This is a genomic window from Stenotrophomonas sp. (assembly GCF_032103445.1).
Lineage (GTDB): Bacteria > Pseudomonadota > Gammaproteobacteria > Xanthomonadales > Xanthomonadaceae > Stenotrophomonas.
The window spans coordinates 1-13,093 of the sequence record NZ_DAMDFR010000024.1 but is presented as its reverse complement, the minus strand read 5'-3'; the positions used below and the strand labels follow the sequence as shown (position 1 = coordinate 13,093).

The window sequence follows — 13,093 nt, the reverse complement described above, 5'->3', positions numbered from 1 at the left end:
GGTCGAGAGCCGGAACCGTCACCGTCCCGTCATCTGCATCGCCTACCGTGCTGCACACTTCAGGGGCGAGGCGACACAGGTGGCCGAACAGGCAAGACGGCGCCTGGCACGCATGTTCGAGGATCACGCGCCGGTGCTGCGCGGATTCTTCGTGCGCCGTGGCGCGCGCCAGGACGCGGAAGACCTGGTGCAGGAAACCTACCTGCGCCTGCTGCGTGCGCATGAGGGCGCAGGCGAGCCCATTGCCAATCCCGAGGCGTACCTGTTCACCGTCGCGCAGAACCTGGTGCGTGAGCAGGCCGCCCGGCGGCGCTGGTCCACGCTGCCCATCGATGAGATCGAACAGCTGGGCTCCGGCCTGGCCAGCGGGGAATGCGTGGAAGACGCCGCCGAACGCGAACAGCGCCGCCAGCATCTGCAGACGTTGCTGGCCAGCCTGCCCGAGCACACGCGCGCGGTACTGGTGATGCAGTATCGCGACGGACTGAGCTACAAGCAGATTGCCGAACGGCTCGGCGTGTCGCCGCATATGGTCAAGAAACATGTGGTGCGCGGTCTGTCGGTGTGCCGCCGGGCGATGGCGGAACCGGTGGCACTGCGATGAGCGAGCCTACCGAGCATCCGTCGGCGCTGACCCAGACCGCAGCCCACTGGCATGCCCTGCAGCGGCAGGGCACGGTGAGTGCTGCCCAGCAGCGCGCCTTCATGCAGTGGCTGGTGGCGTCGCCCGAGCACCTGCGCGAGTACATGGCGATCAGCGAGGTGGCGGGCGCGTTGGGCGACGCGCTGCGTGACATGCCAATCGACCTCGACGCGTTGGTTGCCGCGCCAGCCGCAGCAGCGAACACGCACAATGTGGTGCAGCTCTCCCCGCGCCGAAGCACCGCGGCAGCCGTGCCGGCAAGGCGGCGTCGCTGGCTGCCACGCGTTGCCGTGGCGGCCAGCATCGCGCTGGCGGTGGGGTGGGGAACCACCTTGGCGCTGCCCCGAACCGACCACTTCGTGGCTGAGCACGGCGCGCCGCGCCAGATCACGCTGCAGGATGGCTCCGTGGTGCACCTTGATGCGGAAAGCGAGGTGTCCGTGCGGATCACGCTGTTGTCGCGCCGGGTGGAGCTTGAGCGTGGCCAGGCCAGTTTCGTGGTCGCGCCGGACCGGCGGCCGTTCGCGGTGCATGCGGCGGGTCTGCAGGTGACCGACATCGGCACCACGTTCGATGTCTCGCTGCTGCGCGAACAGGCGCGTATCGGCGTCAGCGAAGGCCGCGTGCACGTGCGTGGCGATGGCGGGCGAGGGCGCATGCTGGCGGATCTGGGTGTGGGTCAGGCCGCCCAGGTGGACTATCGCGACCAGCGCGTACAGATCAGCAATGAAGACGCGGCCAGCATGACCGCGTGGTGGCACGGGCGCGCGGTGTTCCGCGACGAACCGCTGCGCGACGTTGCTGACCGCTTCAATCGCCGCAACGCGGTGCGCCTGCATGTCAGCGATGAAGCCGGCGCGCTGCGCCTCACCGGCAATCTGCGCGTGGATGACCTGGCCTCGTTGCGTGCGTTCCTGGACCAGCAGCCCGCGCTGATCACCGAGCGTCGTGCCGATGGCATCCATGTGCGCGTGCGTTCCCGCAGCACGGCGGCGCTGTAAGAAAAAATTCATTGAAAAAGCGGTGCCCGATCCGCGCGCTGCGCACTCGTAGTTGGGGAAAGCAGGAACAACCCCGTTCCGCGACCACCGCCATTCCCTCACTGGATCCCACGATGCGCCGCACACTGTTCCTTTCCATTGCCCTTGCCCTGCAGGTCACCGCCACGGCGGCCGCCGCCGAACCGGCCCGCGTGGCCAGCGAGGCGATTGCCTCGCAGCCGCTGGACGCCGCGCTCAACGCACTGTCGCGCCAGACCGGCCTGCAGTTCGTCTACAACGCGCAGAGTGCGGGCAATCCGCGCACCCCCGGCGTGCCGGCCGGCCTCAGCGCCGATGCTGCGCTGAGCCGTCTGCTTGCCGGCACTGGTCTGCGTTATCGCTACCTCAATGCCACCACCGTGACCATCGAGGCGCAGGACAGCACATCGCCGGCACCGACTTCCAGCGCGGTGGCACCTGCCGGCATTGCGGTGGCAGCCAACGCGCCGCAGCCGGTAGACGTTGCGGCACCGGCCGGTGGAGCAGGGCCGCAGAATCTGGAAACCATCCAGGTCACCGGCAGCTACAGCCGCAGCCTGGAGCAGGCGGTGGACATCAAGCGTGCCACCGTGGGTTTCTCTGACTCGATTGTCGCCACCGACGTGGCCGATTTTCCGGAACAGAACCTGGCCGAAGCACTGCAGCGCGTCCCCGGTGTGACCATTGAACGCAGCAAGGGCCTGGGCACCAAGGTCAACGTGCGTGGCCTGCCGTCCGAATACACCCACGTGTCGATCAACGACCTGGCCACGGCCTCGGGCAGCGGCGGTCGTGACGTGGAATTCGACATGTTCGCCTCGGAGATCATCCAGCAGGTGACCGTGCAGAAATCCCCGACCGCAGCAGACGAGGAGGGCGGCATTGCCGGCTCGGTGAAGATTTCCACCGCGCGCCCGTTCGATTACAACGAGCGCAAGCTGGTGTTCTCCGCCGAAGGTGCGCACAACAGCATCTCCGAGGAAGTCGATCCGCGCTTTGCGTTCCTCGCTGCCGATACCTGGGGCGACTGGGGCGCACTGGTGTCGTACTCGCAGTCCAAGCGCACCAACCGCACCGACTCCACCTCGGGCATCAATTTTCGTCCGTCCTCGCGCTTCCTGACCGCGTCGGGCACCCGCGGCACCCAGGCCCAGTCGGTGCTGCTGCGCGACGCCGGGGTCAACATCACCAACCGCAACGATTCGGATCAGACCAATCGCGTGGTGTTCCAGGACAAGGTCGGCGACCGCGTCTACCTGAACGAGCAGGACAAGTGGGGTGCCACGGGCTCGCTGCAGTACAAGCCCAGCAACAACTTCAGCCTGACCTTCGATGCCATGGTCGGTGGCTACGACAGCACCGAGGATGAGTACGACGCGGCCGCCTACTCGGCGTCCAGCCGCAGCACCTTCGACACCATCCACGAGTACGATGCCGATACCCTGTCCCAGTACGGCATGGTGGTGCTGCGTGATGTGTCCTACACCGCCACCCAGCACGAAATGCTGAGCAAGGAGCGGATCAACAAGACCGACTACGGCCAGTACAGCATGGCCTTGGACTGGAAGGGCGACAGCTGGTACGTCGACGCGCTGGTGGGCTATTCGGGCGCAGAGAAGACCTCGGACTACTCGAACCTCAAGCACGTGGCCTATGCGCCGTCGCGTACGCGCTGGACCGGCGACAGCGGCGAGACGATTCCCAGCAGTGCGCCGGGCAGCATCGACATGTACAACGCCTCGGACAAATACCTGTTTGAAGCCTATGAAACCACGCTGGAAAAGGTGAAGGACGACAAGTACGCCGCCCAGGTCAACGTGACCCGTCTGCTGGACCTGGCGTTCCTGCCGGCGCTGCACACGGTGAAGTTCGGTGCGCGCTACACCGACCGCTCCAAGGAGCGTCAGTATGGCGAGGCCAAGATCACCGGTCCGACCGCCGGCAGTGCCGCCTGGGTGAACACCCGCACCCTGGCCGACAGCCCGTTGCAGTCGATCAGCGACATCGTTCCGGGCGGCAGCTATTCGCACAAGGGCCTGGATTGGGAGCAGGTCTCCAACGAGTACGCGCGCGGTGCGTTCCGTTACGACGGCTTCTACACCCCGTTCGACCCGGGCCAGTTCTACCAGGTTGATGAGAAGGTGATGAGCTTCTACGCCATGACCGACTTCGCCTTCGACATCGGCAGCGTGCCGTTCACCGTCAATGCCGGTGCCCGCTACGTGGACACCAAGGTCGACTCGTTCGGCTTCCACCCGATCCAGCGTCCGGACGGCAGCACCGGCTACACCGACACGCCGGTCTCCAAGGATGGCAGCTACGATGACCTGCTGCCCAGCTTCAACATGACCGCCGAACTGTCGCCCGGCCTGTTGCTGCGTGCTGCCGCCTCGAAGGTGATGATGCGCCCGGCACTGAACGACGTGGCCTACAAGCGTACCGCCAGCTGGAGCTCGTACCGCTTCACCGACGGCAACCCGGCGCTGAAGCCGACCTACGCCAAGCAGTGGGAAGTGGGCGTGGAGAAGTACCTGGACAACGGCGCGCTGTTCGCAGCCAGCTATTTCCGCAAGAACATCGACGGCGTGGTGATCAACTCGCTGACCGGCATGGTCGAGGACGTGGCCGTGTACAACGCCAATGGCAGCCTCAACGGCATCTACGACTTCGACGTGTACCAGCCGGTCAATGCCAAGGGCTCCTATGAAGTCGACGGTATCGAGCTGGTCGCGCAGATGCCGTTGGGCATGTTCACCCCGTGGCTGGAAGGGTTCGGCATCAATGCCAACTACACCATGCTCGACAGCTCGCTGGCCGGCGAGTCCGACCTCGGCATCAAGACCCCGATGCCGGGCCTGTCGGAGAAGACCTGGAACTTCACCGCGTACTACGAGAACGAGCGCTTCGACGCCCGCGTCTCGTACAACCACAAGGACGAGTACGTCGAGTCGATCGGCTACAACCTGTACCCGATCTACCGCGATGCCTACGGCCAGATGGACGTCTCCATCGGCTACCGCATCACCGACAACATCAAGATCAGCTTGAAGGGCATCAACCTCACCAACGAGATCACCAGCGGCTACACCATGGATCCGTCGTTCCCGACGATGTACGAAGCGTCGGGTCGCCGTATCAGCCTGGGCCTGCGCGCCGACTTCTGATCCACCGTTCCAGTGTGGGTGGCGCGCGGATCGGAGAGGGTCCGCGCGTCGCCTGCACGCTTTGTGAGGTATGACGATGAAAACCCTTCTTGCGCTGGCGCTGCTGGCCGCTTCCGGGCCGGCCCTGGCCGCCACCCCCGATTCCGATTCCGATGCCGGTCGCCAATGGCTGGCCGGCGACCACCACGTCCACAGCGAATGGAGCGTGGAGTGGGACCGCAGCACCACCCCGCCCACCCCGATCCGCGGGGGCGACTCTTCCTACAGCCGCAGCCGCAATGCGGCCCAGGCCAAGGCGTTTGGCCTGCGCTGGATGGTTCATACCGATCACGGTGGCCCCGGTCATTCCGTGGTGACCCGCGACCACGCCTATCCGGCCCTGGTACAGGCCCGGGTCGATGTGCCTGACGTGATCCAATTCAACGGCATGGAATTTGACGTGCCGGCCGGTGAGCATGCCTCGCTGATCATCGCGCCGGGCCCGGATGAGCGTGACCAGCTGGTCACTGCCGAGCGTGACTACAGCCGCAGCGAACCGCTGCAGGGCAGTCGCGATACGCAGCAGGAGATGCTGGCCGCACTGGGTTACTTGAGAGGGCTGCAACCGCAGCCGTTGATGCTGATCAACCACCCGTCACGTACCGCCACCGGCGTGGGTGTCTGGGGCAAAGTCACCCCCGAAGAGCTGCGCAGCTGGCACGCGGCCGCGCCGCAGGTGCTGGTTGGCATGGAAGGAGCCCCGGGCCACCAGGGCATCCGCAGTGAGCGCGGCCTCTACAGGAACAAGGCCGCACCGACCTTCGGCGGCTTCGACCAGATGACCGCGCAGGTGGGCGGCATCTGGGACCAGATGCTGGCCGACGGGCTGCGCTTCTGGATCACCGCCAGCTCGGACTCGCACGTCAACGTGCGCGACGGCGGCCGCGATTACGACCCGGGCGAGTACAGCAAGACGTACGCCTGGGCTCGGCCGGAGGCCGATGACATCCTGGACAGCCTGCGCCATGGCCGCACGTTCGCGGTGACCGGTGACCTGGTCGATCGGGTGGAACTGTCGGTGGGCGACGGCACCCGTTCGGCCACGCTCGGCGAGACGCTGCCGGTGTCGGCCGATGGCACGCTGCAGGTAAAACTTCGCGTGCGCCAGCCGAACGTCCCCAACGCGAATGGCGACCGACCGGCGCTGAAGCTGATCGAGCTGGTGGTGGGGGGCAAGGATGCTGACGGCGCGTTGAAGATGCAGTCGCGCCACTTTGCCGCCAGCGACTGGCAGCGTGACGGCGACTGGATCAGCGTTACGTGGACGCTGCCGGTACCGACAAAGGGCGGCTTCGTTCGCGCCCGTGGTAACAATACCGGTGAGCGCGTCGCCCTGGCCGACGTGCCGGGCGAAGATCCGTGGCAGGACCTCTGGTTCCATTCCAATCCGGTGTTCGTCGAGGTGCGGTGAGGCGTGTGAAAGGCAGCGCGTGAGCCGTGCACGGCACGGTCACGCGTCTGCACCGACCCTGAGCGCGTTGATCGACCCTTTGTGGAGCGCGCATGACCACGCTGACCCTGCCCGAGCTGGCGAAGAAGATGGCCCACATCGACTTCTGCCTGCTGCATACGCACGCTGACGACCGTGAGATTGCCGCGCGTCCGATGAGCAACAACGGCGACGTCGAATACGACGGCGACAGCTGGTTCTTTACGCTGGAGTCGGCAGACATGGTCGGTGAGATCATGCGCGAGCCGAAGGTGGCGCTCTCATTTACCGGAAGCAAATCGCTGATCACGCTCGGCAAGCCACCGCTGTTCGTGTCGGTGCAGGGCCGGGGCATGGTGATCCGCAGCAAGACGCTGATGGAGGAACACTGGGTGAGCGATCTGACGCGCTGGTTCGAGCAGGGCGTCGACACCCCGGGCCTGGTGCTGATCCGGGTCAGCGCGGTGCGCATCCATTACTGGGACGGCGAAGACGAGGGTGAGATCCTGCGTTGAGCGCAGCCCCGCACACGCGTTCAATGGTCATCGCCGGGTTGTCCACGGTGGTGGAGTGGTACGACTTCACGCTTTATCTGTACCTGGCCACGGTGTTGTCGCGGGTGTTTTTTGGCGGTGGCGAGGAAGCGCTGCTGGTCACCCTGGCCGGGTTTGCGGTGTCCTACCTGATGCGCCCGCTCGGCGCGTTGTGCTTCGGCAGCCTGGGCGACCGTATCGGTCGGCGCTGGATGCTGCTGGCCTCCATGATCCTGATGACGGCGGCGATGCTGGCTACCGCGCTGCTGCCGACATTTGCCAGCATCGGCGTGAGCGCCGGCGTGTTGTTGTTGCTGCTGCGCTGTGTGATGGCGTTTTCGGTGGGCGGAGAGTACACCGGTGTGGTCGCGTACCTGCTGGAAAGTGCCCCCGTGCGCCGGCGCGGTCTGGTGACGTCGCTGGCGTCCGCAGCCAGCGAGATCGGCGCGCTGCTGGCCGTCGGCGTCTCCGCGCTGACCGTGGCCCTGTTGAGCGACGCACAGCTGGCGGCATGGGGCTGGCGCATTCCGTTCTTCGTCGGCGCGGCCTTGGCTGGGGTGATTCTGGTGGCGCGCTCCACCCTGCATGAGTCGCCCGAGTTCATCCGCCAACGCGAGTTCGGCACCGTGCCGAAGACACCGATCCGCGATACCTGGCGGCATCATCGCGCTGCGGTGGTGCGCACGTTCGCGGTGTCCGCGCTTGGGTCGATCACCTACTACGTGGGGATTACCTATGTGCCCGCGTTCCTGGGGTCGATGAGCGAGGTCAGCGAGGCGACCGCCTTGTGGCTGTCCACCGTGGCGGCGGTGGCGGTGATCGTCGTTACGCCGTTGTTCGGGGCCCTGTCAGATCGGGTCGGACGGCGGCCGTTGCTGATCGCGCTTGCGGTGCTGTCAGCATTGCTGCCGTTGGGCATGTTCGCGCTGATGGGCGAGGGTGGCGTGGTGCAGATCGCGCTAGGAGCCGTGGTGCTCGCTGCGCTGGCTGGTGGCGTCAGCGCAGTGGCTGCGCCGGCCACGGCCGAGCAGTTCCCGGGAGAAGGGCGATTGAGTGGGCTCGCGCTGGGGGTCACCGTGGCGACCGCGTTCTTTGGTGGGGCGACGCCCTTGCTGGCTGAACTGCTGGTGCGCCATACCGGTTGGGCGGGAGCGCCCGGCGCAATGATCGCGCTGATTGCGGTGGTGGTGTTGCCGGCGATCTGGACCCTGCGCGAAACCCGACCGACGCGCGACACCTACGCGTAGGGACACGCCATGCGTGTCCTCGGGGTACCTGGCCGTGCGATGGACACGCATGGCGTGTCCCTACGGGGCATCTGGTCGTGCGATGGACACGCATGACGTGTCCGTACCGGGTGATTCGGGGTGGGTCGAAGCCACGCAGGGCGTGGCTCTACGAGATTCAGCGGCCGCCTTCCGTCGGCAACGGGGCCGGCACGTTCAAAAGCCCCCCCGCCGCCACATACGCCGCCAGCGCCTGCCCCTGGCTCAACAGATGCCGCTCCATGGTCCGCCCGGCTGCCTCTGCATCGCGCTGCCGGAAGCAGTCCATCAGCTCCCGATGCTCGGCCAGCGATTGCGCGGTCCGTCCCGGAGCCAGTAGCTGGCGGCCGCGGTGCATCTTCAGAATGCGATGCAGGTCATGCGTGATCCGGATCAGCCACGGGTTGCCCGCGTAGTGCTGCACCGTCTCGTGGATCAGATAGTTGTTGCGGTAGTACTCGGCGATGTTGCCTTCCGCCGCCGCCGCTTCCATCGCCGCATGCAGCGCTTCCAGCTGCTGCACGCCTGCGTCGTCGATGTTCTTCACCGCCTCGTGCGCGCAACGTCCTTCCAGCATCGCCATCACCGGGAACAGCTGGTTCAAATCTTCCAGCGTCAAACGCGTAACCCGCGCGCCGCGTCCCGCATCGATCTGGACCAGGCCTTCCGCTGCCAGCAGCTTCAGCGCCTCGCGCAGCGGGGTGCGGCTGATCGTGAGTTCCTCGCACAGGGCGGGTTCGTCGATCCATTCACCCGGGGGAAGCCGGTAGTCGTAGATCCGTTCGCGCACGTGCTCGGCCACCTCTTCGTAGAGGGGGGCCTTTTTTTTGGGTGAGCGCGGGGCGGGGGCGATGGCCATGGGGGAATTGTAGTGGGTTGGCGGGTTGTCGGTTGGAGTGTCAAATCCGCCGTTGTTCTGGGGTCATGCGTTACCAGACGTGGGCAGGTTCAGGGCCGTCGTCTGTCGACCGACGCTACCGGGGCCACGAGTTTTTGATCTTTGTTGGCCGCCGACCCTCTGTCTGGGGCGTGCCGGGGTGGGTTTGCGGGACACTCGGCGCCATGGATGGCGTCCGAGTAGCCTCCATGGATGGATTCACGGCGTGTCCCGCAAACCCACCCCGGCACGCCCAAACACGGAAGCCAGTGGCCGCCGGTTGTTCGCGCGAATCCAACAGGAGCCGGGCAAGCCCGGCTCTACGTTGAGTCACATCCAGCCCGGGACGACGAACAGCAGCCAGGCCAGCAGCGGGCCGAACGCCACCACTAGGCCGCTGTAGATCAGGAACTGGCGGAACAGGGATTCGCGCTCTTCCTTGGCCGCCGATGCCACCACCAGGGCACCGTTGGTCGAGAACGGGCTCACGTCCACGATGGTGGAAGACACCGCCAGCGCGCAGATCACCCCCGCCGCGCCCAGGTGACCCTGCATCAGGAACGGCACCGCCAGCGGAATCGTCGCACCCAGCACCGCCGCCGACGAGGCGAACGCCGACACAATGCCACCCACGTAGCAGACCAGCAGCGCGCCCAGCAGCGGAATGCCGATGTTCGACACCCCGTTGCCGATGAAGTCCACCGCGCCCGCCTTCTCCAGCACGCCCACGTAAGTCACCACGCCGCAGATCAACAGCACCGTCGACCAGCTGATGCCATCCACCGCACCCTTCTGGCTCTTCGGCGACAGCAAGGCCAGCGCCACCGCCACCGTGATCGACACCAGACCCACGTTGAGGTTGTAGATCAACGCCGCCACGCCCAGCCCGACCAGCCCCACCAGCGTGAACAGGCGTTCGCGGGTGACGCCCACTGCTTCCAGCGCATCCGGATCGTTGGACAGCGTGCCACCGCCCGCCGAGACCAATGCACCATGGCCTTCAATCGCGAACTGCCGCGACGACGCCTGCGGACCACCGGCCAGTGCCAGTTCGCCACCCGCCACCGTGACCGAACCCCGACGCATCAGTGCAATGCCACCGAAGGCGAAGAAGCAGATCACCGACATCATGAAGTTGAAGCCCAGGCTGGTCAGGAACACCGCCATCTCGGTCACTTCCAGCCCCGCCTTCTGCACCACCCCGTTGGTGATGCTGCCGTACACGCTGATCGGCGAGAACCCGCCCGCCTGCGCGCCATGGATCACCAGCAGACCCATCAGCAGCGGATTGATCTTGTATTGCTTGGCAAAGCGCAGTGCCACCGGACCGATGATCGCCACCGCCGCCGGACCCAGTGCGCCGAATGCCGTCAGCAGCGCCGTGACCACGAACATCACCCACGGAATCGCCACGATGCGTCCGCGTACCGCCCGCACTGCCCAGTGCACCAGCAGGTCGATGGTGCCGTTCTTCTGTGCGATCGCGAACAGGTAGGTGATGCCGACCAGGGTCAGGAACAGATCGCCCGGGAAGCCGGCCAGCACCGCCTTGCCCTCCATGCCGACGAAGATGCCCCCGATGATGAAGGCCAATGCGAACGCCACCGCACCCATGTTGATCGGCAGGGCCGTAGCGATGATGAACATGATCACCAGACCGATGATCGTTGCGACTTGTGGACTCATGCGCCCTCCCAGACACCTGACTCGCGTACAGCACGGATGGGGGACCGCCATCCACGGGTAACGATTGCCGGGCAAGCCCGGCACTACACGGCCTGCCTGGCTACATGCGCTCCAGGGCGCGATGCACCCAGGCCGCCGCACCGTCCAGGTGCTGGAACTCTTCCACCGCGCGCACTTCGCAGCACGGGTAAGCCGAAGCCACCATGCGTGCCAGGGCCGTGCCCGGACCCAGCTGCAGGAAGACCCGCGCGCCGCGTTCGAAGGCCTGGCGCATCACCTGTGCCCACTCGATGGTCCGTGACAGCTGCGCAGCCAGGCTGTGCTGCGCCTCGGCAGCGTCACGCACCAGGCGCGCATCAATGCCCGCGAGCAGCGGCAGGTGTGGTGCCGTCAATCCGGCCTGGGCCAGTGCACTCGCAAAGCCACTGCTGGCGTCCGTCAGCAACGGCGTGTGCGCCGGCACATGCACCGGCAGCGGACGAATCTCCGCATGCAGCGCACCCGCCTGCGCGGCCAGTGCCTGCAGCGCCGGCCTGCGCCCACCCACGATGAAATGGTCGCTGCCGTTGGCAATGGCAATGTAGGCCCCGTGTGCTGCGCACAGCGGTTGCAGGGCATCACGGGTCAGCCCCAGCACCGCCTGCATGCCGCTGTCCGGCGGGCTGGCCTCGTCCATCAGCCGCGCACGCTGCGCGGCGAGTTGCAGGCAACCGGCCGTATCGATGCTGCCGGCAACGGCATGCGCGGCCAGCTCTCCAATGCTGTAGCCGGCGACCAGCAGCGGCACCGGCAGCGCCTCGCGCAGCGCCTGCCACTGCGCCAGCGTGGCCGCACACAGCAGCGGCTGTGCCTGCGCATTGTCGAAGCGATCGTCTGCGCCTGCGGACTCCACCACGTCGCGCCCCAGTACCGCGCTCGCGGCGGCCATGACCTCGCGTGCAGCGGGGTAGGGACGCGCACGCTCGAACATCGCCGCGTGCTGCGCGCCTTGACCGGGGCAGAGCAGGGCCAGGCTCATGCGCCCTCCTGCTGCAGCAGGAACCAGGCGCAGGCCAGCAGGTCGGCGCTGCCACCCGGACTGAGGCGACGGGCCACGAACCCGGCGTCGATGCGGGCCAGGCGCGGCCGCCAGTCGGCACTGTGCGCGCCGCCTGCGTGCAGGAATGCCGCCGCTTCGGCCTTGGCCCAGGCCAGCCCGGCCGCACCGCCACGGTGCAGCAGGTTCAGATCATCCACCACCGTCACCAGCTGCATCAGTGTGTGGCACAGCGCGGCCTCGCGCGGCAGGCCTGCACCCAGCGCGTCGCGCAGTGCAGGCACGGCCAGTTCGCGCAGCAGCGGGAAACCCTCTGCGGCCTGTTCGCGCACGCCGGGGACGCGGTGTTGCGCACGTGCGCGCTGTCCCGGGCTGTCAGCGTTCAGCGGAGCCTGGATGAGGTCGTCAGCCCAATCCTTCACCTGCAGGCAGACCTGCTCGGCCGAAAGCGCCGTGCCGCTGTGCGCGCGGCCGCGCGCGGCTGCAGCCACCAGCAGCCCAAGGCTGAAGATCGCGCCACGGTGCGTGTTCACGCCGTTCGTGGCGCGCAGCATCGCCGCCTCTGCAGCAATGCCCAGCGTGCGCAACGCCTCGAACGGCGCATCCTGTGCACCGGCGCAGGCGATCTGGCGGTAGTAGTGGCGCAGCGCGAACAGGCTGCGCAGGAACGTGCCCGCGTCCATATCAGCATGGCTGCCGGCACTGAACGGCGTCACCAGCCCCGGCTTGGGCGCACACGCCAGTTCAGCATGCAGGCTGGCAATGGCCAACCGCCCCAGCCGCGCGGTGTCGACCGGATGCACTGTCCGGCGCAAGGTAACGGCCGGATGCGCAACCCGTAGAGCCGGGCCTTGCCCGGCTGCCGTTCGTAGAGCCGGGCTCTGCCCGGCTGCCGTTCGTAGAGCCGGGCCTTGCCCGGCTGCCGTTGGGGCAGTCCCCACCGAGTTCATGCCCTCACCCCAACACGCTCGAACAGATCCTCGCGTTGCGCCAGCATCGCCCCATCCACGCGCTTCACCAGCACCTGGCGCGCGTCGCTGGCGTACTCGCGCCAGTTCACCGCGCCGCCATCAGGCAGGCACAGCTCGCCATCCACGCGCCTTGCGAAGGTGCCCTCCCAGGCCTGCAGGCCCACGACGAGGTAATCGGCCGCTTCGCGGTCTTCGAGCTGCCACAGCAGGTCGATATCCGAACGGGCGTGCACGTACTCCAACCCGGTCAGCATCTGCCAGGCGAAGGCACCGAACACACGGGCCGGTGCAATCGCGTGCAGCGCCTGCAACGGCAGCGACCACGCGGCGGCCGCACCGCGCAGCGGATGCGCCAGCACCGTCTGCAGCGACAACGGCGGCTGCACCTTCGCCACATCAGCCATCGGCACCCGCAGGGCCAGCCGTTGTTT

General features: G+C 66.9%; 11 protein-coding genes. 6 read left to right on the top strand and 5 right to left on the bottom strand.

Annotated elements, in window-relative coordinates; genetic code table 11:
• Positions 1-79: 79 nt before the first annotated feature.
• From RT551_RS10710 to RT551_RS10685, 6 genes are all read left to right on the top strand, one after another.
• Positions 80-604, top strand: coding sequence for a sigma-70 family RNA polymerase sigma factor (locus RT551_RS10710; RefSeq protein WP_313458400.1), 525 nt, complete (start codon positions 80-82; stop codon positions 602-604).
• Positions 601-1,644, top strand: a complete 1,044-nt coding sequence (locus RT551_RS10705) for a FecR domain-containing protein (protein WP_313458398.1) — start codon at positions 601-603, stop codon at positions 1,642-1,644. The genes RT551_RS10710 and RT551_RS10705 overlap by 4 nt, the downstream gene beginning before the upstream one ends.
• A 113-nt stretch (positions 1,645-1,757) precedes the next feature.
• Positions 1,758-4,826 carry a TonB-dependent receptor gene (locus tag RT551_RS10700; RefSeq protein ID WP_313458396.1) on the top strand — a complete coding sequence of 1,023 codons (3,069 nt, stop codon included), beginning with the start codon at positions 1,758-1,760 and terminating at the stop codon, positions 4,824-4,826.
• 76 nt (positions 4,827-4,902) lie between these two features.
• Positions 4,903-6,276, top strand: a complete 1,374-nt coding sequence (locus tag RT551_RS10695; protein ID WP_313458394.1) for a hypothetical protein — start codon at positions 4,903-4,905, stop codon at positions 6,274-6,276.
• 92 nt (positions 6,277-6,368) lie between these two features.
• Entirely contained in the window at positions 6,369-6,809 is a 441-nt protein-coding gene (locus RT551_RS10690) for a pyridoxamine 5'-phosphate oxidase family protein (protein ID WP_313458392.1), read from the top strand.
• Between the two features lie 23 nt (positions 6,810-6,832).
• The gene (locus tag RT551_RS10685) at positions 6,833-8,074 is read left to right on the top strand and encodes an MFS transporter (protein ID WP_313458476.1); all 1,242 of its coding nucleotides are present in this window, start codon (positions 6,833-6,835) and stop codon (positions 8,072-8,074) included.
• Positions 8,075-8,231: 157 nt separating this feature from the next.
• Here the strand turns inward: RT551_RS10685 and RT551_RS10680 are convergent, their stop codons facing one another.
• The 5 genes from RT551_RS10680 to mdcG all read right to left on the bottom strand — a co-directional run.
• Positions 8,232-8,951 (bottom strand): GntR family transcriptional regulator, encoded by a 720-nt coding sequence (locus RT551_RS10680; protein WP_313458389.1) that lies wholly within the window; start codon positions 8,949-8,951, stop codon positions 8,232-8,234.
• A 348-nt stretch (positions 8,952-9,299) separates the two neighbouring features.
• Positions 9,300-10,655 carry an SLC13 family permease gene (locus tag RT551_RS10675; protein ID WP_313458387.1) on the bottom strand — a complete coding sequence of 452 codons (1,356 nt, stop codon included), beginning with the start codon at positions 10,653-10,655 and terminating at the stop codon, positions 9,300-9,302.
• Positions 10,656-10,755: 100 nt separating this feature from the next.
• Positions 10,756-11,673: a malonate decarboxylase subunit epsilon gene (gene mdcH, locus RT551_RS10670; RefSeq protein ID WP_313458384.1), complete on the bottom strand. Its 918-nt coding sequence runs from the start codon at positions 11,671-11,673 to the stop codon at positions 10,756-10,758.
• Positions 11,670-12,506: a triphosphoribosyl-dephospho-CoA synthase MdcB gene (gene mdcB / locus RT551_RS10665; protein ID WP_313458382.1), complete on the bottom strand. Its 837-nt coding sequence runs from the start codon at positions 12,504-12,506 to the stop codon at positions 11,670-11,672. Before mdcB ends, mdcH begins: the two co-directional genes overlap by 4 nt.
• A 131-nt stretch (positions 12,507-12,637) precedes the next feature.
• On the bottom strand, positions 12,638-13,093 hold a 456-nt coding region (mdcG, locus tag RT551_RS10660; protein ID WP_313458379.1), incomplete at its 5' end, for a malonate decarboxylase holo-[acyl-carrier-protein] synthase.